We start from the raw sequence: 25,116 nt of genomic DNA on the forward strand, positions 1-25,116 counted from the left end.
TCAAGTCCGTCGAGACCGAAGAGACCGAAGAGACCGTGGAGTCCGTCGAGACCGTCGAGTCCGTCGGTATCGCCGGAACCGTCGAAATCGCCGACACGAGCCCCGTTCCGTACCCGGTGCGGGGCTCGCCCGCGTCACCGGTCACTCGAATGGCTCCCATCGGGTGACCGGCCCCGGCGCCGAAGGTTGTTACCCCGTAGACCAGTTGATGTCGTCCGACCGGAAGGACCGTGCACAGCGATGGCACCCCGTCTCACCGTCGTCGTCCCCCTCCACAACGTCGAGGAGTATCTCGGTGCCTGCCTGACCTCGCTCGCCGGACAGACCATGGCGGACCTGGAAGTCGTCATGGTCGACGACGGTTCCACCGACAACAGCGCGCGGATCGCGGGGGAGTTCGCCGACCGCGACCCGCGCTTCAGGCTCGTCCGGCAGGAGAACGCCGGGCTCGGCGCCGCCCGTAACGCGGGGGTCCGTGAGGCCCATCCGGACGCGGAGTACCTGACGTTCGCCGACAGCGACGATGTCGTACCGCCCGGCGCGTACGAGCGGCTGACCGCCGAACTCGGCCGCTCCGGCTCGGACTTCGCCACCGGCAACGTCCTCAGACTGCGCGCGAACGGGGCGCTCGAACAGTCCCCGATGTTCCGCGGTCCGATGGAGAAGGCCCGTTCGGCCACCCATGTCACCCGGGACTGGATCCTGCTCGGCGACCGGATCGCCTGCAACAAGGTGTTCCGCAGGTCCTTCTGGGACGAGCACGCCTTCGCCTTCCCCACCGGTGTGCTGTACGAGGACATCGCCGTCGTCCTGCCCGCCCACTTCCTGGCCCGTTCGGTCGATGTCGTCGAGGAGCCCGTCTACCACTGGCGGGACCGGGACGGCTCGATCACCAGCCGGCGCGCGGTGGCCAAGGGCATCCGCGACCGGGTCACCGCCGTGACCACCGTCAGCCGCTTCCTCGCGGAGCGGGGCCTGTCCGACGCCAAGCGGAAGTACGACGCGCACGCTCTCTCCGGCGATCTGTGGCTCTTCATCGAAGCGCTCCCCGAGGGCGACACCGAGTTCCACGAAGCCTTCCTCGCGCACGCCAACGCCTTCGCCGCCACCGTCGAACCGGCCGTCCTGGACGGGCTGCCGCTCCATCTGCGGGTCAAGTGGCAGCTCATCCGCGAACGCCGCACGGTGGAACTGCTCGCCCTCCTCGCCGACGAGAAGACCGACCGCGACACCTTCCACGTCCGGGGGCTGCTGCGGCCCCGCGCCCAGTTCCCGGCCGTCCAGGGGCCGTTGCCGCCGGCCGTCACGGCGCTGGCCGGTGCGGACCTCCCGGTGCACGCCCATCTCACCGAGGCCGTGTGGCGGGACGGGCTGCTGCACCTCACCGGGTACGCGTACGTCCGCAACGCGCCGGGCAGGTCGGCCGGTACCGGCTGGCTGCGGTCGGGGCGACGGCTGATCCCGCTGCGGGTGCGGTCCCTGCCCACGGACGAGGCCGCGGCCCGGTCGGGGCGCTCGCTGCACCGCTACGAGCGGTCCGGGTTCGAGGCCGTCGTCGACCCGCGCCGGCTCGCCGCCAGGGGGCCGGGCCGCGGTGGCCGCACCACATGGAAGCTGGAGTCCGTCGTCCTCGGCGGCGGACGGCCGCGCCGCGGACCCATGCGGCTGCTCGGCAACCCCGCCCCGCCGGCCGTCGTGCACACCGACGAGCGCACCCGGATCGTCCCCGTCCTGTCGGGCAACAAGCTGGAGCTGCGGACCGAGCGCGTCGATGCGCTCCTCACCGCGCAGAGCGCGTCCGGCGGCGCGGTGCGGCTGGAGGTGAAGGTCCTCGTGGACGACGGGCCGGTCGCGCTGCGTATCCAGGAGTGGCGCACCAAGGAGACCCGGGAGTTCCCCCTGCGGGGATCCGCGGGCTGCCGCGTCGCCGACATCCCGCTCAGCGCCTTCCGCGGCTGCGACGACGCCTGGGGCGTTCAGCTCGTGGGCGGCGGGCGCAGGCTGACGGTCGCTGTCCGGCCGGACAGCGCGGCGGGACGGTATCCGCTGGCCGGCGGCCGTGAGCTGTACGCGGCGGGCAACCCGTCCGGCGACCTGGTGCTCACCGACCGCACCGTGCAGCCCGTCATCACCTCGCTCGGCCGGACCGGGACCGGGGGGATCGTCATCACGGGCGAGTACCCGGTGACGCCCGGCCGCTCCCACGAGCTGGTCCTGCGGCACGGCGGCCACCACGAGGAGGCCGCCCTCGCGGTGGTGACCGGTGCGGCGGCGGACGCCGCCGCCGCGGACGGCGGTGCCACGGGTGCCCAGGCCGCCTCCGCCGCGTTCCGTGCCGTGCTGGCGCCCGCCGCCGTCGAGGGGCCGGGCGGCACACTGCCGCTCGCGGAGGGGCGCTGGCACCTCTTCCTGCGCGAACGGGGGGAGAGCGACCCGGAGCAGTACCGTCCGCTCCGGCTGCGGACCCCGCTGCACGCGGACCTCCCGCTCCACCGGGAGGCGGGCGGGCGGCGCTTCACCCTCCAGCGGCGCTTCCACGACCGGCTCGTCCTGGAGTCCGGCAGCGCCCTGCCCGTCACCGAGCGCGGGGCGTACGGGCAGCGGCGCCAGCGCGAGCGGTACGCGGCACTGCGCGCCGGGGGCGAGGGCCTGCTCCGCACGGTGCTGTACTCCAGCTTCGACGGGCGCCAGTACTCCGACTCGCCCCGGGCGATCCACCAGGAGCTGGCCGGGCGCGACCCCGGCATCGAACACCTCTGGGTGGTGCGCGACCAGCAGACCGCCGTACCCGCCGGGGTCCGTGCCGTGGCCCTGCACAGCGCCGAGTGGCACGAGGCCCTGGCCCGCAGCCGCTGGATCGTCACCAATACGCAGCTGCCCGAGTGGTTCGAGCGGGCCGAGGGCCAGTACGTCGTCCAGACCTGGCACGGCACCCCGCTCAAGCGGATCGGCCGCGACCTCGCGGGCACCCCGAACGCCGATTCGGCCTACATGGCGTCGATGCCCGCGCGCGCGGCCCAGTGGAGCGTGCTGATCTCCCCGAACAGCTTCTCCACGCCCATCCTGCGCCGCGCCTTCGGCCACACCGGCGAGGTCCTGGAGTGCGGCTACCCGCGCAACGACCTCCTGCACGCCCCCGACCGGGCGAAGGTGGCCGCCGCCGTACGGGAAGGTCTCGCGATCCCCGACCACAAGCGCGTCATCCTGTACGCGCCCACCTGGCGCGAGGACCGCCCCCGGCAGGGCGGCCGGTACGGGCTCGACCTCCAGCTCGACCTGCGCCGGGCGCGGGAGGCGCTCGGCGACGACCATGTCCTGCTGGTGCGCCGCCACTACCTCGTCGGCGGCAGCATCCCGCAGAGCGACTTCGTCCGCGATGTCTCGCGCTACCCGGACGTCGCGGAGCTGCTGCTGATCAGCGACTGCCTGGTCACCGACTACTCCTCACTGATGTTCGACTTCGCGCGCACCGGCCGCCCGATGCTCTTCCACACCTACGACCTGGAGCACTACCGCGACACCCTGCGCGGTTTCTGCTTCGACTTCGAGAGCCGGGCGCCGGGCCCGCTGATCCCGACCTCGGCCGGTGTCGTCGCGGCCCTGCGCGACCCCGAGACCGCCACGGCGGCCCACCGGGGGGCGTACGCCCGGTTCCGCGAGGCGTTCTGCGACCTCGACGACGGCACCGCGGCGGCGCGGGTCGTCGATCTGATGCTCAAGGAGGAGCACGCGTGAGCGACTTCAGCTGTGTGGTCACCGAGGGCGGCGGGGAGGCCGCGCTGCGCACCTCCGTGGAGTCCGTGCTCGGCCAGTCCCTGCGCGCCGGAGAGGCCGTCGTGGTCCTCGCCGCGCAGGGCGACCCCGCCTCCCGTGCCACCGCCCGAGCGCTGGCCGGGGGTGCCGCGGGCCGGGTCCGGGTGATCGTCGCCGGTCCGGAGGCACGTTCCACCGCGGCGCTGCGCAACGCCGGTCTGGACGCCGCCACCGGCCGCTACGTCCTGGTGCTCGGCACCGGCGAACAGCTCCAGCGGCACGCCTGCCGCAACCTGTGGGAGGCCGGCGAGCGCACCCGCGCCGATCTGGTCGCCGGGCGCTGGAGCCGGGTGACCGCGGAGGGCGGCAAGGAGCAGGAGCCGCCCTGGCAGGAGCAGCTGTACGCGCGCTCGCGCACCGTCGGACGCTGGACCGAGGCGCCCGAACTGGCGGTCAGGGACGCCCTGGTGACCGGGTTCTGCCTGCGCCGCGAGGCCGTGGAGCGGCACGGCCTGCGGTACGCGGAGGACCTCGGTCACAGCGAGATCCTCTTCGGGCCCGTGGCCGCCGCCGCGGTCGGCCGGATCGCCCTGGTCCGCCGGCTGATCGTGTCCGGACGCACGGTGCCCGACCGGGGCCGGGACATCGCCGCGCTGGCCGAGGCGCACCGCAGGGCCGCGGACGCGCTGGTGGCGCAGGGCCTGCACGGGCTGCGGTCCGAGCGGGAGGGGGCCTTCGCACGGGACCATCTGGTGCCGCTGGTCCGGACGTTCCCGCGGTTGCCGGCCGCCGAGCGGGCATCGGCCGCCGAGGCCGCCGCCCGCGCGCTCGGCGGCCCGGTCCCCCCGGACCTGCCGCCCCTCGAACGGGTCGCCGTCCATCTGCTGGCGCGCGGCGACGCGGACGGGCTCCTGGCGGCGGCGTACGCGCTGAGCAGACCCGGCACCGTCACGGCCCCGCTCGCCGCGAGTGAGGACGGACGGGTGCACTGGGAGATCCCGGGCGCGGACGGACAGGAGCCCACCCGGGTCGACGTCAGCGAACTGGGGCACCAGTACCGGGAGTTCGGCGAGATCCGGCTGATGAACCGGCTCACCCGCTGCACCGGTGACGCGGGCCGGCTGCTGCTCGAAGGGCACCTCGTCCTGCCCTCGCACACCGGCCCCGATCCCGCGCGGCCCCTCACCGCCCGGCTGGAGTTCCGGGTCCGGGGCGGCACCCGCGCCTTCACCCTCCCGGTGGACGAACTGCGGCGCGGGCCCACCGGGATCGCCTGGCGGACCCGGGCCGACCTCACCCGGGTCCTGCGGCCGGTCGGCCGGCGCGACACCGTGTGGGACGCCCGGATGACCGTGGAGGCGGGCGGTACCCGGTCCGTCAGCGATCTCTTCGCGCCGTGGGACCTCACGGAGGGCGGGGCGGGTGGGGACGGCCCGCTCCGGTTCCGCGCCCGCCCCCGGCTGGGCCCGCTCGCCGGGGAGACCTGGCAGCCCTATGTCACGGTCAAGGACCATCTGGCGCTCCGGCTCCTGGCCCACCGACGCCCCGCCCGGGTGACGCGGCGCCTGGTCCACTACGCCACCCACTTCCGCCCCGCCCGCCGGGCCAGGCTCCTGCGGCGCGCCCTGCGCACCCGGCTGGAACGCTACCGCTCCCGGGGGTTCAAGGCCCCCGTCTACAACACCTGGTTCTGCCGTCTCCCGATGCGCAGGGGCTCCGTCGTCTTCGAGAGCCACATGGGCAAGTGCTACGGCGACAGCCCGCGCGCCGTGTACGAGGAGATCCGCCGGCAGGGGCTGCGGCTGCGCCCCGTCTGGTCGTACGAGAACTCCCCGACGGGTTTCCCCGGTGACGCGCGGCTCGTGCGCCGCTGGTCGTGGCGGTATCTGTGGGCGCTGGCCCGCGCGGAGTACTGGGTCGACAACCAGGGCTTCCCGCAGCACCTGCGCAAGCCCGCCCGCACCACGTACCTCCAGACCTGGCACGGGTCCGCGTACAAGCGCATGGGCTTCGACGAGACCCGGGTGCGGATGCAGAACGCCCCGCAGCGCCACCGGCTCCAGGAGGCCGTGCACCGCTTCGACCACTTCCTCGTCCGCTCCGAGCACGATGTGCGCACCCTCGCCCACGCCTACCGGCTCCCCGAGGAGCGGCTGCTGCGGACCGGCTACCCGCGCAACGACGTCCTGTTCGCGGAACGGGCGCGCGACGAGGCGGAGGGCCGGCTGCCGCGCGGGCCGCTCGCCGAGGCCCTCGGACTGCCCGACCACCGCAGGACCGTCCTGTACGCGCCCACCTTCCGGGGCGGCCCCGGGAAGTACCGCAAGCGCCGTCTGCCCCTGGACATCGCGCGGTTCGCCGAGCGCTTCGGCGACGCGTACACGCTGCTCGTGCGCGCCCACTACCTGGAGGAGGCGAAGCTGCCCGCCTGCCCGCCCGGCACCGTCCTGGACGTCTCGCACCATCACGACGTCGGCGAACTCCTCACGCTCGCCGACGTACTGATCACCGACTACTCGTCGATCATGTTCGACTTCGCGCTGCTCGACCGGCCCATCGTCCTGTTCGCCCCCGACCTCGATACGTACACGGCCACCCGGGGCGGCTACTTCGACCTGAAGAAGAAGGCGCCGGGTCCGGTGGCCGGGACGGAGGAGGAACTGTTCGCCGCGCTCGCGGAACTGAAGGAGGCCGACACGGAATTCGGCCCGGCCCGCGCCGCCTTCGCCGCCGAGTTCGGCGGATACGACCGGGGCGACGCGGCCCGGCAGGTCGTCGGCACCGTGTTCGCCCGGCACACCGTCCGCCACCGGGAGGCCGGCCGATGAACCGCGATGTCTTCATCGTCTCCAACAGCACCGACGAACTCGGCGGAGTCACCGGCTGGATGCACCAGACGGCCCGGCTCCTGACCCGGCAGGGCCACCGGGTGCACGCCATCGGCATCCACGCCTCCGACCTGACGATGGCCCTGCCCGACCCGCCCGGCCACCCCGTCACCGCCCTGTACCCGGCCCATCCGCCGACCCCCTGGGCGCCCGAGGGCGTCCGGGACCGCTTCCGGATCCCCTCCCGGCGCCGGGAGGCGGTGCGGGCGGCCCGGAAGCGGCAGGCGGTGCGGCGGCTCTCGGAGCTCTTCCGCGCCGCGCGGCCCGGCGCCGTGGTGATCGTCACCCAGGTGTGGGCGATGGAATGGGTCGGTGAGGCCGACACCGCCGGGATGCGGGTGATCGGGATGAGCCACGAGTCCTACGACTACTCCCGCGCGAGCCACCGCTACCGCTGGATCAAGAACCACTACAGCGACCTCGACCACTGGCTCGTCCTCACCGAGGAGGACGCCGACATCTGGGCGGGCGACGGCATGAACAACGTCGGATTCATGCCCAACGCCCTGGCCCGGCTGCCCGAAGTGCCCTCACCGCGCAGCGAACGGACCGTGGCGAGCATCGGCAGGCTCTGTGACCAGAAGGGCATCGACATGCTCCTGGACACCTGGGCGCTGGTCGCCCCGCAACGCCCCGGCTGGCGGCTGCGGATCTACGGCGCGGGCGAGGACGAGGCGGAGCTGAGGGCGCGGTGCTCCGCGCTGGGACTGGACGGTTCCGTGCACTGGATGGGCCGTACGGACGATGTGGAGGGCGCTCTCGCCGACGCCTCCGTGTTCGTGCAGTCCTCGCGCGGCGAGGGCTTCCCGCTGGCACTGCTGGAGGCCATGGCGAGCGCGGTGCCGTGTGCCGCGTTCGACTGCGCGCCCGGGGTGCGCGAGATCGTCAAGGACGGGGAGGACGGGCTGCTCGCCCCCGCCGGGGACAGCGGCGAACTCGCCGACCGGCTGCTGCGGCTGACCGGGAACCCCCGGCTGCGGGACGCGATGGGGAACCGGGCGCGGGTCAATGTGCAGCGGTTCTCCGAGACGGAGATCCTCCGGCGCTGGGAGGAACTGTTCGCGTTCCTGGAGCGGTGAGGCCCGCGCGGCCGGGCCGTCGCGCGGTGAGCGGCGGCCGGGCGGGGGTGGGGCCCCCGGCGGGGGTGGGGCCCGGCGGGGGCCGGGAGGTCCGGACGGCGGGCTTCCCGGTCAGCCGCTGAGGTACTGCCGGGCCGACTCCTGCGCGGGCACGGCCGGGCGTGTGGGCCGCCGCTCCTTGACCGGTACCGGCAGCGGCAGCCCCCCGCTCTCGCCCAGGAAGACCCGGCGCACCACCCGCTCGGCGGCGTACCCGTCGTCGTACGGACAGAACCTCGCCCGGAACGCCGCCCGCAGCCGCGCGGAGCGGGCACCGCGCCAGTGGTCCGCGGCGAAGACGCCGAACAGCTCGTCCTGACCGCGCGCGACGATGCCGGGCGGGAAGGCCGCCAGGTCGAAGTAGGTGCCGCGGGCCGCCTCGTACGCCTCGCTGTTGTCGAGGTGCACGACGATGGGACGGTCCAGGTTGGCGTAGTCGAACATCAGCGACGAGTAGTCCGTGATCAGCGCGTCCGAGGCCAGGGCGAGCGTTTCGAGCGACGGATGGGCGCTGACGTCGATGATCCGCGGATGCGGCGTACGGCTGCCCGCCGGGGCGGGACCGTACAGATAGTGCGAGCGGGCCAGGATCACGAAGCGCGGGCCGAGGACCTTCAGGAACCGCTCCAGATCGAGGGCGCTCTGCTCGGTGCGCCGGTAGTCGCGGTGCGTCGGGGCGTACAGCAGCGCCGTGCTGCCCGCGGGGATGGACAGCGACTCGCGCAGCCGGGCCACCTGGGCGGCGGAGGTGCGGTGGTAGACGTCGTTGCGCGGATAGCCGTACTCCAGGGTTGTGTACGCGGACGGATAGGTCCGCTCCCACACCAGGGTGGAGTGCGGGTTCGACGACAGGGAGAAGTCCCACTTGTCGATGTTGCGCAGCAGCTGCACGAAGTCCGTGTCACGGGAGGCCGCCGGACGGTCCAGGAGATCGGTGCCCATGGTCTTCAGCGGGGTCCCGTGGTGGGTCTGCACCAGGATCTGGCCGCGCCGCTTCACGAGCCGCCGGTCGAAGTTGACGTTGTTCACCAGGTACTTGGAGCGCGCCAGCGCCGTCCAGTAGCCGAAGGTGCCCGGGGCGAGCCGGCGGGTGGCGGCCGGCACGGTGTGGGCGTCGGAGGGACGGCAGATCCACGCGGTCCGCAGCCCCGGCACCAGCTCGCGGGCCTTCGCCTCGACGGCCGCCGGATTGCAGGCGTAGCCGCGGTGCCAGTAGGCGGCGAACACCGCGTCCAGGGGCCGGACCGGCAGCCGCAGCTGGACGCGGTAGTGCAGCTGGAGCACGGCCCCGCGCACCGCCCGGAACACGGCCGCCGCGCCCTGCCGCGCCCTGCCGCGCAGCAGCTGAGCCTTCCACAGGGTCCGGTAGGTGCGGTGCGCGCCCAGGCGGAACAGGCCGTGCCGCAGCCGGGCGCGGCGCGGGACACGGGCGCCGGGGGTGCGGTAGCGGCCGCAGTGCGCGTGGGCGCGGCGGAAGAACGCGGCGCGGCTGCGGCGCGGCAGCCTGCCGGGCGAGGTGAACAGGGTGGAGAAGTGGTCGAGCATCCGCCGGTACAGCACCGGTCGCCAGGGGGCGAGTTCGGGACGGGCGTCGATGAACGCGAAGACCCGGTCGTACTGGTCGAAGACGTCGAAGTGCTTCTCGCTGGTGGTGGAGAGGATGTTGCCGCGGCGGCGCTGCCGGTAGGAGACGCAGACCCGGTCCAGGACGGCGATCGATCCGGCGGCCATCAGGACCGGATAGGTCCAGGGGGTGTCCTCGTAGTAGCCGGGCGGAAAGGTGAAGCCCTCGGCCTCGACGAACTCGCGGCGGTACGCCTTGTTCCAGACCACCATCAGGACCTTGAGCAGCTCGGGCCGGTCGGTGAGCCGGAAGGACGCGGGGCCGCTCTCGTCGAGCGGGGCGGCGTACGCGTTGCGCACCCGCTCGCCCGACCAGTACACCCGCGCGTAGTCGTAGACCAGCACATCGGGCCCGCCGGTCGCGTCGATCCGGTCGGCGACGGCCTGCAGGGACTCCGGTACGAGGGTGTCGTCGCCGTCCAGGAAGAGCAGGTAGTCGCCGCTCGCGCGGGCGATGCCGGCGTTGCGGGCGGGGCCCAGTCCGATGTTGCGGGGCAGATGGAGCGCGGTGACCCGGTGGTCCCGCCCGGCGTACTCGTCGGCGATCGGGCCGCAGCTGTCCGGCGAGCAGTCGTCGACCACGATGATCTCGTAGTCCTTGAAGGACTGGCTCAGCACGGAATCCAGGCACTCGTGCAGATACGCCTGGACCCGGTACGCGGGCACGATGACACTGAACCGGGGCACTACACATCCAGGGGTCGTTCGCGGGCTGCGGGTGGCCCGCAAACGGCCGGTGGAGTGACCGGGTTACGCCGTACGTGGCATTCGGGGGAAAGAACACGGAGAAGCGGCCCGGTTCCGGGGAACCGGGCCGCTCCTGGTTGACGTACGGCCGTGCGTGCGGAGCTACTTGACGGCGCCCGCCATGACGCCGGAGACGAACTGCCGCTGGAAGGCGAAGAACACGGCCAGCGGGATCACCATCGACACGAAGGCGCCGGGCGCCAGTACATCGATGTTGTTGCCGAACTGGCGTACCTGCTGCTGGAGTGCGACGGTGATCGGCGGCGAATCGGAGTCCGCGAAGATCAGCGCGACCAGCATGTCGTTCCACACCCACAGGAACTGGAAGATCCCGAGCGAGGCGATCGCCGGACCGCCCAGCGGCATCACGACCCGGGTGAAGAGCCGGATCTCACCCGCCCCGTCGAGCCGTGCCGCCTCCAGGAGTTCGCGGGGGATCTCCGCGAAGAAGTTGCGCAGGAGGAAGATCGCGAACGGCAGGCCGAAGGCCGTGTGGAACAGGATCACGCCGAAGGTCGTCTCGAAGATCCCGATGGTGCCGAAGAGCTCGGACACCGGGATCAGGGCGACCTGTACGGGCACCACCAGCAGCCCGACGACCAGCAGGAACCACCAGTCGCGGCCGGGGAAGTCCATCCAGGCGAAGGCGTATCCGGCGAGCGAGCCGATCACCACCACCAGGACGGTGGACGGCACGGTGATCATCACCGTGCTGAACAGGGAGTCGGTGATCGTCGAATTGTCCAGCAGGCGCTGGTAGTTGTCGAAGGTCAGCTCGGACGGCGCGGTGAAGATCTTCCACCAGCCGGTCGCCGCGATGTCGTCCGCCCCGCGCAGCGAGGAGAGCAGCAGGCCGATCGTCGGCATCAGCCAGAACAGGGCGACCAGCAGCAGGAAGACCCGCATGACGCCGCCGCCCGCCCGCGTCGCCAGCCGCGCGCCGAGGGACCGCTTCTTCTTCGTGGCCGTGGATGCCCCGTTCATCGGCGCCCCTCCTTCCGTGTCCGGCGGATGTTGCTGTGTTCGTCCGGGGGACAGCCCCCGTACCCCCGGCCGGGGGGCGGTGTCAGGTCGGCCGGACCGTTCATCGGCGCCCCTCCTTCCGTATCCGGCGGATGTTGAACAGCATCACCGGGATGACCAGCAGCAACAGCAGCACCGCGATGGCGCTGCCGATGCCCAGGTCCGCGTCCGTGCCGAACGAGGACCGGTACAGCTGGAGCGCCAGTACGTTCGCGTCGTCCTGGGAGGAGCCCGGCGCGATGATGAAGACCAGGTCGAAGACCTTCAGGACGTTGATCATCAGCGTGACGAGCACCACCGCGAGGACCGGTGCGAGCATCGGGACCGTGATCCGGCGGAACACCTGCCACTCGTTGGCGCCGTCCACGCGGGCCGCTTCGAGGAGTTCGCGCGGCAGCCCGGCCAGGCCCGCGGCGATCAGCACCATGGCGAATCCGGCCCACATCCATACGTAGCTGCCGATGATCCCGGGCGTCACCAGGGACGGGCCGAGCCAGTCGACGCCGTTGTACGGCTCCCTGAAGTTGTCGGCCGGGAGCCGGAGCTGGGCTCCGTCGGCCGACGCGGGCAGCGTGAACACGCCGTCCGCCCCGGCGGTCGCGGAGGCGATCACCTTGCCGTCCTTGACCGCCTCGACCTTGATGCCCTTGAGGCCGAGCTCCTCGGGGTCGACGACATTGGGCTTGCCGCCGCCGCCCCGGGTGAAGTCCAGCCAGGCGGTTCCGGTGATCTGCCCGCCGGAGGCCGCGGGGGTCTTCGCGGGCTTCGCGTCGCCGGGCATCTTCGCGGGGGCCACGCCCACCAGCGGCAGCAGCACCGGATCGCCCGCCCGTACGGTCTGCTTGGTGACGAAGGACCCGGCGTCACCCGCCTTGAGCGGATGCACGGGCAGTGGATGCGCCTTGGGGAAGCCGGCCGACTCGTTGAACGTGTCGTGCACGCCGACCCAGACGGCGTTGGCGACACCGCGCTCCGGGGCCTGGTCGTAGACCAGCCGGAAGATGATGCCCGCGGCCAGCATCGAGATCGCCATCGGCATGAAGACGATCAGCTTGAACGCCGTGCCCCAGCGGATCCGCTCGGTCAGCACCGCGAAGATCAGACCCAGGGCGGTGGAGACGGTGGGGGCGAGCACGACCCAGATCGCGTTGTTCTTCACCGCGGTGCGGATGGTGCCGTCCGAGAACAGCGCCTTGTAGTTGTCGATACCGGCGAACCCGGTGCCCGCCTGGTCGAAGAACGACCGGTAGACGGAGTACACGATGGGATAGACCACCAGCGCGCCGAGCAGCACCAGCGCGGGGAGCAGGAACGCCGCGGCCAGGAGCCTGCGGGTACCGGTCACGCTCCGGCGCGGTTTGTGGGGGGAGGTGTTCGGACTCTTGTCGGCGGGGGGCGCCGCTCCGGCGCCCCCCGCGGTGGCTGTGGTCACCGCGTCAGCTCTTGTACGCCTTGGCCGCGTCGGACTCCAGTTTCGCCTGGGTCCCCGCGATGTCCTTCGGGTTCTTCAGGAAGTCCTGGAGGATCTTCCACTCGCCCTTCCCGGGCGTCCCGCCGAACGACTGCGGGGCCTGGTCGGACATGTCGAAGCGGACGTCGTCACCGGCCGCGATCAGTGCCTCGGCCATCTTGCGCTGCACCTCGTTGGGGTACGCGGCGGCGTCCAGGCCCTTGTTCGGGGAGATGAACCCGCCCGCCTCGGCCCAGATCCGCGCCGCGTCCGTCGAGGCCAGCCAGGTCAGCAGCGCCTGCGCGCCCTTGCTGTCCTTCAGGGCCACGGCCGCGTCGCCGCCGGTCACCACGGGGGAGTCCGCGCCGACCGCCGGGAACGGGAACACCTTGGCGTCCTTACCGACCTCGGCCTTGGTCTGCGCGATGTTGATGGAGACGAAGTCGCCCTCGAAGACCATGGCGCCCTTGGGCTGGTCGCCACCGGTGAACGTCTGGGTGACGGAGGCCGGGAACTCGGTCTGGAGGGCGCCGTCGGCGCCGCCCGCGATCAGGTTCGGCTTGCCGAAGAGCTCGGCCAGCGTGGTGAGCGCGTCCTTCACGGACGGGTCCGTCCACTTGATCTCGTGCTTGGCGAGCTGGTCGTACTTCTCCGGGCCCGCCTGGGAGAGGTAGACGTTCTCGAACCAGTCGGTGAGGGTCCAGCCGTCCGCGCCGCCCACCGAGACGGGGGTGACACCGGAGGCGGAAACGGTCTCCGCGGTGGCCAGGAAGTCCTTCCAGGACTTCGGCTCGCTCGCGCCCGCGTTCTCGAACGCCTTGGTGTTGTACCAGATCAGGGACTTGTTGGCGGCCTTGAAGTAGACGCCGTACTGGGTGCCGTCCACCGCGCCGAGGTCCTGCCAGACCTTCGCGTAGTTCTTGGAGAGCTGGGCCTTGGCCTCGGCGCCCACCGGCTTGGCCCACTTCTTCGCCACGGCCTGCTGGACCGCTCCGACCTGCGGGATCATCGCGACGTCCGGCGGCTGGCCCCCCGCGATCTTCGTACCGAGGAAGTTCACGATCGGGTCCTGCGCCGGGACGAAGGTCACCGTCGCGCCCGTACGCTTCTCGAACTCGTCCAGCACCTTGGTGAAGTTGGCCTGCTCCGGTCCGGTCCAGACCGCGGCGACCGAGATCTTCTCGCCGTTCAGCTTCGGCAGCGTGACGCTCGACGGGCTCTCCTTGCCCTTCCCGGAGCCGTCACCTGCCTTGTCCTTTCCGCCGCTGTCGTCTCCGCAGCCGGTCAGCGCGAGAGCGCCTACCGCGGTGAACACCAGTGCGGCCCTACGTATCCGAAGGGTTGTGCGCATTCCTGCCCCGTCTCTTTCCTACGTGCCCGGCCACGTCTCTGTGCGCGGGCCACGTCGTCCGTGCCTTCAGTCCTACGCCGGGCACACGGGGGCCGCAATACCGCCCGGGGGCTCAACCTCCTTATCGTTGTGGGCTCGTGACGTCACATCAGTGCAGGAGAAGGGACGTTTCCGCCTGATCCTCAGGAAGGGAACGGGACGAGCGGAGGGAGTCGTTCAGCGTTCACCGAACGGGCCGCCCGCTCCAGTGCGCTGGCGAGCAGAGCCAAGTCCGTGGGCCCGTTGCCCAGTTCGCGGACGGGGCGGCGGGTGGGCGGATCACCCATCCGGTCCCACTCCAGCGGTACGACGGTGGGGCGCAGGGTCGCCGTACGGGGAATGCGGCCGGTGACCCGGCCCCCCTGGAACGGGGTCACCCGGCCGTCCGGATGGCCCAACCTGCCGCGCCCCGGCGCCGGTTCGTCCGGAGAGGGCGGCAGCACGGGCGCGTCCAGCACGATCCGCAGCCGGGCCCCGCGGGCCAGCTCCGTGTCCTCGGTGCGGTCCGGGCGGGCGGAGGTGGCGACCAGATGGACGCCGAGCCGTCCGCCGTCCCTGGCGACGGCCTCCAGCGCCCGTACGACGGAACCCGCGGCCGGCCGGCCGGGGCTGCCGAGCGCCGGGGCGACCAGGGCGTCGAAGTCGTCGGCCAGGACGACCAGCCGGGGCAGCGGGGAGGGCCCCGGGTCCATGGCCCGCGCGGCGGCGGGCCGCAGCCGCAGGGTGCCGCTGGCCGGGGAGTCCAGGTCGCCGCGCTGCTCGGCGGCGCTCGCCGGACGCTGGCCGACGAGCCGCTGGGAGACCTCGTGCTGGGCGTGCCACTCGGCGAAGTCCAGGGTGCCGAGCAGTTCCGCCCGCCGCTTCAGCTCGCCGCCCAGCGCCTGCGCGAACCCGCGCATCCGGACCGGGTCGGAGGCCATCAAGTGCGTGAAGACATGCGGCAGTTCCGTGCAGGGGCGCAGGCCTTCGCCACGCTCGCCGTGCTCACCCGCCGCCCCGTCGACCAGCAGAATGCCGAGCCGGTCGGGCCGGGCGGCGGAGGCGAGGGAGGCGGCGACGGCGCGCAGCAGCTCGGTGCGCCCGCTGCCCGCCGGTCCCTCGATCAGGAGGTGCGGTCCTTCGTCGGCGAGATCGACGCTGAGGGGTCCCCGGGGCCCGGCCCCGAGCACCAGCACCGGACGCCCGGCGTGGACGGCGGCACCCGACGCCGCCTGTGGGGCGGCCCGGGACGCGGTCCGGGGCACGGCGGCACCGGGGTGGGGGGTGCGTTCCGATCCCCGGCCCGCGGTGCCGAAGTACGGGGTGTGGTCCGACGCGCTGCCGGGATACGGGGTGCGTCCGGAGTCCCGGGTGTCCGCGGGGGGATACGGGGTGCGTCCGGAGTCCCGGGTGTCCGCGGTGGGGTACGGGGTGCGTCCGGAGTCCCGGGTGTCCGCGGCGGGGTACGGGGTGCGTCCGGAGTCCCGTTCCTGGGGGCGGTGGTACGGGTCGGAGCCCGTGCGCTGGGCGCCCACGCGGGGGCCCGTGCTGAGGGTGCGGCCCGAGCCGGGGGTCTCCAGGTCCGACCTGGGCGGGGCCTGCGCGGCGGCGGGCCGGACCGTGGCGCCCGGCTGGTCCTCCGCCGTGGAGGCCCAGCGCGCCATCAGCGACGCCGGGGTGGCGCGGGCCAGGCCCAGCTCGTCCAGCAAGCGGGCGGAGGGCGGCAGCGCCGCGGCCGTCGGCCGGCCCGGCAGCGCGGCCGAGCCCTCGTCGCGCAGCGGCGCCAGGGCCCGCCCGAACCGCTCGGCCCAGGCGGCCGACACCGCGTCCACCGTGGCGACGGTGCCATGGCCCGCGGCCTGCCCGCCCGCGGTGCGCAGCAACCGCAGTGCCGTCGCCACATCACCGCTCAGCATGGCGACCGCCCCGCACTCGCGGAAGGCGATCGAGGCCTGGCACGCGGCCTCGTAGGTCGCGGCGACGGGTGAGGTGGGTGACGCGGCCGGGGTCTCGGCCAGAGCGATCAGATGGATCCCGGCCGCCGCCCCCGCGCCGGCCAGCCGGGCCGTGGTCTCGCGCAGCGCCGAGGAACCGGGGTCGCCGTCGACGATCACCACCGTGTGCGGCCCCGTATGGGCGCGGGCGGCATCGGCGACCGCGGACCGGTCCACGCTGGGCCAGCCGGGGCCGAGCGGGCCCTCGTCCAGCCGGCGGACCAGCTCCGCCGTACGGGCCATGGCCTGCTCACGGTCGTACGCGAGAAGGAGCCGGCAGTCCTGGCCGTGTGCGGGGCGCAGATGCGGCAGCCACCCCAGCCAGGCCCAGTCCCGCCGCCGCTCCTCCGCCGAGCGGCCCCGGTCCGTGCTGATCAGCACGATCTCCAGGTCGAACGGGGAGTGCAGCGCGGCGAGCTGCGCCACCGTCGAGCGGGCCAGCCCCAGCAGCCGGGCGCGCGGCCCGGCCAGGCCGAGCGAACCGGCCTCCCGCAGCCCCACGGTCACCGGAACGGCGGGCAGCTCGGCCCGGTCGGTCGTCCCCAGCCGCACCACCAGCGCTTCCGGATGCGAGGCGGAGCGCTCCCACAGACGGGGGCCGGGCCCGAGCGCGGTCAGCAGCACGGCCGCCGGGTCCGGCCAGGTCCCCTCGGGGGCGGAGGGCACGCCGAAGGAGGAAGAGGGAGAAGGGGAGGACGAGCCCGGGAAGGAGGCGGACGGGGAGGAGGGGGACGCGGAGTGCGAGCCGTACGAGGGGCGCACGGCATCCGGGGCCGCCGCCCGCCGGTCCGCGCCGCCCGCGCCCGGCTCCTGCGCCGGTTCGCCCCTGCCGCCCGTGAGCCGCCGTGCCCAGGCGCCTATGCCGCCGCGCCGGGGCGCCTCGCTCTCTTCGTACCGGGCGCCGCGGGCGTGCGTGGAGTGCTGCCGCCGGGGCCCGTCCGGTCCCTCCGCGCCCTCCCGCTCCGGGTCCGGCCAGTGGGTGTCGTGCCCCGCGCTCCCGGGGTCCCCCTGGGAGGGGGCCCGGCCGTACGCGTGCCCGGAGCCGTCCGGGTCCTCCTCGCCGTGGCCGCCCGTGAAACCGCCGGCCCCGACGGCGGAGCCGGTCTCCGGCGCGGCGGACTCCGCCCGGGTCACCCGCAGATGTCCCTCGCCGTCCGGTGCGGTCGGCAGAGCGGCGGTGCGGGAGCCCGCGGTGAGCCGGAGCGTCGATTCGCCGAGCCGCAGCAACGCGCCGGGAAGCAGCGGAACGGGGCGCTCGCGGACCTCCGTACCGTCCAGTGAGGTGCCGTTCGTCGAACCGGGGTCGGCGACCGCGACCCGGCCGTCCTCGGAGACCGTCACCGTGCAGTGCAGCCGGGACACGTCCGGGTCGTCGAGCGGGACGTCGGCGTCGGCGGAGCGGCCGATCAGGATCTGCCCGCCGTGCAGCAGATGGACGCCGCCCGCGTCGGGCCCGGCGACCACATGCAGCTGCGCCGGAACGGTGGCGTCCGCCGCCTCGTCCTCGCCGGGCACCTGGAGGGAGAGCACCGCGCCGTCCACGAGGGGCGGATCGCCGAGGGCGATGCGCTGCGCGTCGAGCCGCTCGCGTCCGGCGAACAGCACCACCGCTCCACCGCCCAGGGAGCCCTCGGGCCCCGAGACGGCCGCGGCCAGGCCGGAGGCGACGGCGGCGAGCGCCGTCCCGGCGGGGGCGGTGACGAGCACGTCGCAGGCGCGTGCCGGGGTCTGGCCGCTGCGCGGCGCGAGGACGGTCAGCCGGATCTGCATCGCCGTCAGCGGTCCCTTCTGCGCGGGGTGCCCGGCAGGGGAAACGCCCTGTGATGTCCCCCCACCCGGCACGGACGCGTCGTCCGGTTCAGGTCGTCACGGACCGCGAGGTTCCCGACCCCAGGGTTCCGTGCTGGAAGGCATCCTCGCACCTGCCACTGACAACACGCCCGGGGGCCACCTTCAAATGATCTTGAATGGCCGAGTGTGGTCGTAAAAACGCCTGCTTGGGTCTGGTTCGAGCCGTTCGGGGGCATCGTCCGCCTCGCATCGGGCGAAGGCGGAGAACGGTTGTTCGGCAACCGTCGGCAACCTTCTGTCCGGTGTGTGCGTCTTCCTCCGGACACGGTGGGAATCCCGCGTGACACCCGCCCCGGCGTCCGTCGCGACATGGCGGAACAAGACCGGAAGACGACCGACCGGTGGCCCGTTCAGCGGCACTAGAGTGGGCCGGAACATCCGGGCGGGCCCGGGGGACCGCAAGCACCACGATCAGCAGGGAGCGCATGACGTGCGGCCGGTAGGCAGCAAGTACCTGCTCGAGGAGCCGCTCGGACGCGGCGCCACGGGCACCGTCTGGCGAGCCCGCCAGCGGGAGACCGCGGGCGCCGAGGCGGCCGTCGCCGGCGAACCCGGCGAGACTGTGGCGATCAAGGTCCTCAAGGAGGAGCTCGCCAACGACGCCGATGTCGTGATGCGGTTCCTGCGGGAGCGCTCCGTGCTGCTGCGGCTCACCCACGAGAACATCGTGCGCACCCGGGACCTGGTCGTCGAGGGCGATCTCCTCGCCCTGGTGATGGACCTGATCGACGGTCCCGACCTGCACCGCTACCTGCGCGAGAACGGCCCGCTGACCCCGGTCGCCGCCGCCCTGCTCACCGCCCAGATCGCGGACGCGCTCGCCGCCAGCCACGCGGACGGTGTCGTCCACCGCGACCTCAAGCCCGCCAACGTGCTGCTCGACGAGCGCGACGGCCAGATGCACCCGATGCTCACCGACTTCGGCATCGCGCGCCTCGCCGACTCCCCGGGGCTGACCCGGACCCACGAGTTCGTCGGCACCCCCGCCTATGTCGCGCCCGAGTCCGCCGAGGGCCGCCCGCAGACCTCCGCGGTGGACATCTACGGCGCGGGCATCCTGCTGTACGAGCTGGTGACCGGACGCCCGCCGTTCGCCGGGGGCACCGCTCTCGAAGTCCTGCACCGGCACCTCAGCGAGGAGCCCCGCCGCCCCAGCACCGTCCCCGCGCCCCTGTGGACGGTCATAGAGCGCTGCCTGAGCAAGGACCCCGGCCGGCGGCCCAGCGCCGAGAACCTCGCCCGCGGGCTGCGTACCGTCGCCGCGGGCATCGGCGTGCACGCGAACTCGGCCCAGATCGCCGCCGCCGACGGCGTGGGCGCCCTGCTGGCTCCCGACCCGGCGCCCGCCGCGGTCCCGGAGACCCCGGGGGCGGCCGACCCCACCCAGATGCTGCCGGGCAATGCGGGCTCGTACGACCCCGCGGCGCCGACCAGCGTCATGCAGCAGACCCCGGGCCAGACCCCCGGCCAGGGCGGATACGGCCAGGGTGCGGGCGGCCAGGCCGACCCGACCGCCGTTCTGCCGCCCGTTCCGCAGCGCCCCGACGGCCCTCCGCAGCCCGACGGCCCGCACCCCTGGCAGTCGCAGCTCCAGGCCGCCCGGGACCGCAACGAGCAGACGCAGGTCCAGTACCTCGACCCGAGCCAGGACCCGCTGCGCCGCCGGCCCCAGCGCCAGCAGCCGCCCCAGCAGCCACCGCAGAGGCAGCAGCCGCCGCAGCAGCACCAGCAGCGGCCTCAGCACCAGCAGTACCCGCCGCAGCAGCACCCCCAGCGCTACCAGCAGCCTCAGCCGCCCCAGCAGCCTCAGCGACAGCAGTACGCGCCCCCACAGCAGCAGCAGCCCCAGGCGCCGCCCCAGCAGCCGGCCCCGCGCCAGCCGAGGCAGCGCAGTGCCAACCCGATGCGCATCCCGGGCCTCGGCTGCCTCAAGGGCTGCCTGTTCACCGTGGTGCTGCTGGTCATCGCGGGCTGGCTCATCTGGGAGCTGACGCCGCTCCAGGACTGGGTCGCCCAGGGCAAGGGCTACTGGGAAGCGATCGGCGACGCGATCAGCACCGTGAGCGGCTGGGTCTCGGAACTCGGCGACAGCGGCAACAGCAGCGGAGTCTGAACGGCCAACTCTGTACCTTTGTCGACTTCTCCGGGCCTATTTGGTCCGGAGAAGTGAAGGTTGGCGCCATCCAGGGCACGTGACACCCCGAACGCCGCGTAACTTTGTCGACCGGGGGTCCAGAGCCAGCCGCTGAGGGAGCAGTCTTGGCACGGAATATCGGCAGCCGGTACACCGCCCACCAGATCCTGGGGCGCGGCAGCGCCGGCACGGTGTGGCTCGGCGAGGGGCCCGAGGGCCCCGTCGCCATCAAGCTGCTCCGCGAGGACCTCGCGTCCGACCAGGAGCTCGTGGGCCGCTTCGTGCAGGAGCGCACCGCCCTGCTCGGACTCGACCACCCCCAGGTGGTCTCCGTCCGCGACCTCGTCGTGGACGGCAACGACCTGGCCCTGGTCATGACGCTCGTACGCGGAACGGATCTGCGCACCCGCCTGGACCGCGAGCGCCGCCTCGCCCCCGAGGCCGCCGTGGCGATCATCGCGGACGTCGCCGACGGGCTCGCCGCCGCGCACGCCGCCGGGGTGGTGCACCGCGACGTCAAGCCGGAGAACATCCTGCTCGACATGGAGGGGCCGCTCGGCCCCGGCGGCTCGCACCCCGCGCTGCTCACCGACTTCGGCGTCGCGAAGCTGATCGACACCCCGGGCCGCACCAAGTCCACCAAGATCATCGGAACCCCGGACTATCTGGCCCCCGAGATCGTCGAGGGCCTCCCGCCGCGCGCCGCCGTGGACATCTACGCGCTCGCGACGGTGCTGTACGAGCTGCTCGCCGGGTTCACGCCCTTCGGCGGCGGCCACCCCGGTGCGGTCCTGCGCCGCCATGTCACCGAGACCGTCGTCCCGCTCCCCGGTATCCCCGAGGAGCTCTGGCAGCTCCTGGTCCAGTGCCTGGCCAAGGCCCCGGCCTCCCGGCTGCGCGCCTCGGAACTGGCGCTGCGGCTGCGCGAGCTGCTTCCCCTGCTGTCCGGGATACCCCCGCTCGACGTGGACGAGCCGGACGCCGGCGAGGCCGAACCGCAGCCCCCGGCGTACGACGAGCAGCAGTACACCCCGGCCGAGGAGCCCCGCCGCCGCGGCGCCGTTCCGCTGGTCCCCGGCTCCGCGCCGGACTCCAACCGCGACACCCACACGAGCATGCGCGTCCCGGCCCCCGACGAGCTGGCCGGCGGCCCCCTGGGCACCGCCCGCGCCCCCCGCTCCCCCGGCCGCCCCCGACCCGGCTCGGCCCGCAACAAGTCCGCGGCGGTCCGTAAGCGCCGCATCACCCTGGGTGCCGCGGCGGTTCTCCTGTGCGCCGCCGCCGCGGTGGGCGGCTGGCTGGCGACCGGTGGCGAGGACGCGGACGCGACCCCGCAGGACTCGGGGAACTCGGCTCCCGCCTCCCCCTGAGGGCCGCGGGCCGGGGCCGAAGGGCGCCCGGAACCGGCCCAGGAAGCCGCCCGGGACCGATCCGGTTCCGGGCGAGGGCAAGCTTCACCCGCCCAGCCGTTACGCTGGACCCGTGGCAGTCGTCGATATTTCCGAAGAGCTGAAGTCCCTCTCCTCGACCATGGGGTCGATCGAGGCCGTCCTGGACCTGGATGCGCTGAGGGCGGACATCGCCGCGCTCGAGGAGCAGGCGGCGGCGCCGTCCCTCTGGGACGACCCGGAGGCGGCGCAGAAGATCACCAGCAAGCTTTCGCACCTCCAGGCCGAGGTCCGCAAGGCCGAGGCCCTGCGCGGCCGCATCGACGACCTCGAAGTCCTCTTCGAGCTCGCCGAGGACGAGGGCGACGCCGATGCCCTCGCCGAGGCCGAGACCGAGCTGGAGTCGGTCCGCAAGGCGCTGGACGAGATGGAAGTCCGCACGCTCCTCTCCGGCGAGTACGACGCCCGTGAGGCCCTCGTCAACATCCGGGCCGAGGCGGGGGGCGTGGACGCCGCCGACTTCGCCGAGAAGCTCCAGCGCATGTACATCCGCTGGGCCGAGCGGCACGGCTACAAGACCGAGGTCTACGAGACGTCGTACGCGGAAGAGGCCGGCATCAAGTCGACCACCTTCGCCGTGCAGGTGCCGTACGCCTACGGCACGCTCTCCGTCGAGCAGGGCACCCACCGCCTGGTCCGGATCTCGCCCTTCGACAACCAGGGCCGCCGCCAGACGTCCTTCGCGGGCGTCGAGGTGCTTCCCGTCGTCGAGCAGACCGACCACATCGAGATCGACGAGTCCGAGCTGCGCGTCGATGTGTACCGCTCCTCCGGCCCCGGCGGCCAGGGCGTCAACACCACGGACTCCGCGGTGCGCCTGACCCACCTGCCGACCGGCATCGTCGTCTCCTGCCAGAACGAGCGCTCGCAGATCCAGAACAAGGCCTCCGCGATGAACGTCCTCCAGGCGAAGCTCCTTGAGCGCCGCCGCCAGGAGGACCAGGCGAAGATGGACGCCCTCAAGGGCGACGGCGGCAACTCCTGGGGCAACCAGATGCGTTCGTACGTCCTGCACCCCTACCAGATGGTCAAGGACCTCCGTACGGAGTTCGAGATCGGCAACCCGGAAGCGGTCTTCAACGGGGAGATCGACGGCTTCCTGGAGGCCGGCATCCGCTGGCGCAAGCAGCAGGAGAAGTAACCCCGGCCGTACGTCGGTCGAGCCCGGACAGGTGACTGTCCGGGCTCGACCGCGTTCTGGCGCCGGTTGCGTGGACCGGCGGGGAGTTGCGGGGGAGTCGTGCCCAATGCGTCACAGTCGTGATTCCGAATAGCCGTCAAGAAGCCCCATAACGGAGCGTATTGCACGGAACGGCCTTGACGTAATCCTTAACTCTGGCCAGGGTGCTAGAGCAGCATGCGTATGTCTGGGACGGGTGTGAACCGGGGGGCGGGCGGGATGGACCACGACATGACGTGGCCCCGCCGAGAGCGAACCCCGCAGGGCCGTGGCCCCGCATATATGGCTGCTCCACTGACGAGATCGGCTACTGGGGGTAGCAACAGATGACCAAGAAGACGCGCATCCGCGTCGCGCGGATAGCCGCTGGTGCGGTTATTGCCGCGGGTGCCTCGCTGACCGCGGCCGGCGCGGCACAGGCTGTCGGCATCGGCATCGAGATCGGTGTTGACGGTGAGGACGGCGTCAGTGCCAAGGCCGGGGTGACGAACGGCGAGAACCCGGCGGGCGGTGCTGACCAGGGCGGGACGTCCGGTGAGAACCCGGCGGGCGGTGCTGACGCCGGTGCCGACGGTGGCGCCGCTGACGGCGGTGCCGATGGTGGCGCTGACGGCGGTGCCGATGGTGGCGCCGATGGTGGCGCCGATGGTGGCGCTGACGGCGGTGCTGACGGCGGTGCTGACGGTGGCGCTGATGGCGGTGCTGACGGCGGTGCCGATGGTGGCGCCGATGGCGGTGCCGATGGCGGTGCTGACGGTGGCGCTGATGGCGGTGCTGACGGCGGTGCCGATGGTGGCGCTGACGGCGGTTCTGGCAACAACGGCGGTTCCGGCAACAACGGTGGCTCGGGCAACAACGGTGGCTCGGGCAACAACGGCGGTTCCGGCAACAACGGCGGTTCCGGCAACAACGGTGGCTCCGGCAACAACGGTGGCACCACGGACGGCGGCGGCGACAACGGCGGTTCGACCTCCGGCGGCGGCACCTCCGGTTCGACGTCCGGCGGCGGCGACGGTGCCGGTACCTGCACGGTGGACCTCGACGGTGCCGAGTGCGCCGACAACACCGACACCGACAGCGTCGGCAACCAGCCGGTCGAGCAGGGCAAGGGCAAGGACGAGCTCGCCGAGACCGGTGCGGCCGAGACCACGTTCCTGCTGGTCGGCGCCGCGACGATGATCGCCGGTGGCATCGGCTTCCGTATGCTGCCGCGTCTGGTCGGCGGCGGTCGTACGGTCGCCTAAGGGCCCGTACACGCACGGAGAAGGGCCCGGGAGGCCGCTACGGCCTTCCCGGGCCCTTTCGCGTATCCGACCGCTCCGCGGCCCGTACACGGGCGTATCGGCGCCCGCGGGCCGCTGCGGACAGCGGAGACCGGGTGACGGGTCAGACGGCCTGGTGCGCCAGCAGGGCCAGCGCGGCCACCAGGATCACCATCAGCGCGATCAGCATCGCCGGGTTCAGTCCGGCCAGCGGACCCTGGTCCTGCTGCTCCTGCAACTGCTGCCGCACGGCGCGGCACACCCGGCAGCGCCCCTCGGCCACGGGTGCCGCGCAGTTCGCGCACACCAGTCGGTCATAGGTCATGCGCTTTCCTCCTCCCGCGCGGCGGAGCCGCTCCTGCTTTCTCTCCGCACAACGCTTCCGGAAACGCAACCGTTCCCCCCACCACTGTGCCAGCTCGCGCGGAATTCGGCGCGGCCCGCCGGACAAGGTCCGGCACGACCCGTTTCGTTCCGACCGAGGTTCTGCCACAAATCACCCATTGCCGGACGCCGCCTGCACGCGTGAGCCCGGTTCGCGTATGGTCACGCTCACCTACTCCCGGCCGACCGTGGTGCATCCGTGATCCGATTCGACAACGTCTCCAAGACCTACCCGAAGCAGACCCGCCCGGCTCTGCGCGATGTCTCGCTCGACATCGAGAAGGGTGAGTTCGTCTTCCTGGTGGGCTCCTCCGGCTCCGGCAAGTCGACCTTCATGCGGCTGATCCTGCGCGAGGAGCGCGCCAGCACGGGCATGGTCCATGTGCTCGGCAAGGACCTCGCGAGGCTGTCCAACTGGAAGGTGCCGCAGATGCGCCGCCAGCTGGGCACGGTCTTCCAGGACTTCCGTCTCCTGCCCAACAAGACCGTCGCCGAGAACGTGGCCTTCGCGCAGGAGGTCATCGGCAAGCCGCGCGGCGAGATCCGCAAGGCGGTGCCCCAGGTCCTCGACCTCGTCGGCCTCGGCGGCAAGGAGGACCGGATGCCCGGTGAGCTCTCCGGTGGTGAGCAGCAGCGCGTGGCCATCGCCCGTGCCTTCGTCAACCGCCCCATGCTGCTGATCGCGGACGAGCCGACCGGCAACCTCGACCCGCAGACGTCCGTCGGCATCATGAAGCTGCTGGACCGGATCAACCGGACCGGCACCACCGTGATCATGGCGACCCACGACCAGAACATCGTCGACCAGATGCGCAAGCGCGTCATCGAGCTCGAACAGGGCCGTCTCGTACGCGACCAGGCACGCGGCGTGTACGGCTACCAGCACTGACCG

At 72.8% G+C, this 25,116-nt stretch carries 14 protein-coding genes; 8 read left to right on the forward strand and 6 right to left on the reverse strand.

Annotation, left to right across the window (positions count from 1 at the left end):
- The first annotated feature begins 240 nt into the window (after positions 1-240).
- From ABT170_RS19225 to ABT170_RS19235, 3 genes are read left to right on the forward strand one after another with little or no spacing between them, the layout of a single operon-like run.
- The gene (locus ABT170_RS19225) at positions 241-3,735 is read left to right on the forward strand and encodes a bifunctional glycosyltransferase/CDP-glycerol:glycerophosphate glycerophosphotransferase (RefSeq protein WP_351868800.1); all 3,495 of its coding nucleotides are present in this window, start codon (positions 241-243) and stop codon (positions 3,733-3,735) included.
- Positions 3,732-6,581 (forward strand): bifunctional glycosyltransferase/CDP-glycerol:glycerophosphate glycerophosphotransferase, encoded by a 2,850-nt coding sequence (locus ABT170_RS19230; RefSeq protein ID WP_351868803.1) that lies wholly within the window; start codon positions 3,732-3,734, stop codon positions 6,579-6,581. Before ABT170_RS19225 ends, ABT170_RS19230 begins: the two co-directional genes overlap by 4 nt.
- Positions 6,578-7,720, forward strand: coding sequence for a glycosyltransferase (locus ABT170_RS19235; RefSeq protein WP_351868806.1), 1,143 nt, complete (start codon positions 6,578-6,580; stop codon positions 7,718-7,720). The genes ABT170_RS19230 and ABT170_RS19235 overlap by 4 nt, the downstream gene beginning before the upstream one ends.
- Positions 7,721-7,831: 111 nt before the next feature.
- Here the strand turns inward: ABT170_RS19235 and ABT170_RS19240 are convergent, their stop codons facing one another.
- The 5 genes from ABT170_RS19240 to ABT170_RS19260 all read right to left on the reverse strand — a co-directional run bounded on the left by ABT170_RS19240 (position 7,832) and on the right by ABT170_RS19260 (position 17,735).
- On the reverse strand, positions 7,832-10,069 hold the full coding sequence (locus ABT170_RS19240) for a bifunctional glycosyltransferase/CDP-glycerol:glycerophosphate glycerophosphotransferase (RefSeq protein ID WP_329944180.1): 2,238 nt from the start codon (positions 10,067-10,069) through the stop codon (positions 7,832-7,834).
- Between the two features lie 162 nt (positions 10,070-10,231).
- Entirely contained in the window at positions 10,232-11,113 is an 882-nt protein-coding gene (locus ABT170_RS19245; RefSeq protein WP_329944181.1) for a carbohydrate ABC transporter permease, read from the reverse strand.
- Between the two features lie 100 nt (positions 11,114-11,213).
- Positions 11,214-12,584 carry a carbohydrate ABC transporter permease gene (locus ABT170_RS19250; protein ID WP_351868810.1) on the reverse strand — a complete coding sequence of 457 codons (1,371 nt, stop codon included), beginning with the start codon at positions 12,582-12,584 and terminating at the stop codon, positions 11,214-11,216.
- Positions 12,585-12,588: 4 nt separating this feature from the next.
- Positions 12,589-13,953 carry an ABC transporter substrate-binding protein gene (locus tag ABT170_RS19255; protein WP_329944183.1) on the reverse strand — a complete coding sequence of 455 codons (1,365 nt, stop codon included), beginning with the start codon at positions 13,951-13,953 and terminating at the stop codon, positions 12,589-12,591.
- 182 nt (positions 13,954-14,135) lie between these two features.
- Complete coding sequence (locus tag ABT170_RS19260) at positions 14,136-17,735, reverse strand: FHA domain-containing protein (RefSeq protein ID WP_351868814.1); 3,600 nt, start codon at positions 17,733-17,735, stop codon at positions 14,136-14,138.
- A gap of 511 nt (positions 17,736-18,246) precedes the next feature.
- Here ABT170_RS19260 and ABT170_RS19265 point away from each other — a divergent pair.
- The 4 genes from ABT170_RS19265 (at position 18,247) to ABT170_RS19280 (ending at position 23,822) form a co-directional block, all read left to right on the forward strand.
- Positions 18,247-19,929, forward strand: coding sequence for a serine/threonine-protein kinase (locus tag ABT170_RS19265; protein WP_351868817.1), 1,683 nt, complete (start codon positions 18,247-18,249; stop codon positions 19,927-19,929).
- Between the two features lie 146 nt (positions 19,930-20,075).
- The gene (locus ABT170_RS19270) at positions 20,076-21,320 is read left to right on the forward strand and encodes a serine/threonine-protein kinase (protein ID WP_351868820.1); all 1,245 of its coding nucleotides are present in this window, start codon (positions 20,076-20,078) and stop codon (positions 21,318-21,320) included.
- Between the two features lie 112 nt (positions 21,321-21,432).
- Positions 21,433-22,539 (forward strand): peptide chain release factor 2, encoded by a 1,107-nt coding sequence (gene prfB, locus ABT170_RS19275; protein WP_266931545.1) that lies wholly within the window; start codon positions 21,433-21,435, stop codon positions 22,537-22,539.
- A 365-nt stretch (positions 22,540-22,904) separates the two neighbouring features.
- Positions 22,905-23,822: a hypothetical protein gene (locus ABT170_RS19280; protein ID WP_329944187.1), complete on the forward strand. Its 918-nt coding sequence runs from the start codon at positions 22,905-22,907 to the stop codon at positions 23,820-23,822.
- 142 nt (positions 23,823-23,964) lie between these two features.
- Here ABT170_RS19280 and ABT170_RS19285 read toward each other — a convergent pair whose 3' ends face one another.
- Positions 23,965-24,165 (reverse strand): hypothetical protein, encoded by a 201-nt coding sequence (locus ABT170_RS19285; RefSeq protein WP_266931542.1) that lies wholly within the window; start codon positions 24,163-24,165, stop codon positions 23,965-23,967.
- Between the two features lie 258 nt (positions 24,166-24,423).
- On the opposite strand from ABT170_RS19285, the gene ftsE reads away from it, so the two are divergent.
- Positions 24,424-25,113: a cell division ATP-binding protein FtsE gene (ftsE, locus tag ABT170_RS19290; protein ID WP_073723825.1), complete on the forward strand. Its 690-nt coding sequence runs from the start codon at positions 24,424-24,426 to the stop codon at positions 25,111-25,113.
- Positions 25,114-25,116: the final 3 nt, after the last annotated feature.

It is taken from the genome of Streptomyces sp. NPDC001787 (assembly GCF_040297465.1).
Classification (GTDB): domain Bacteria; phylum Actinomycetota; class Actinomycetes; order Streptomycetales; family Streptomycetaceae; genus Streptomyces.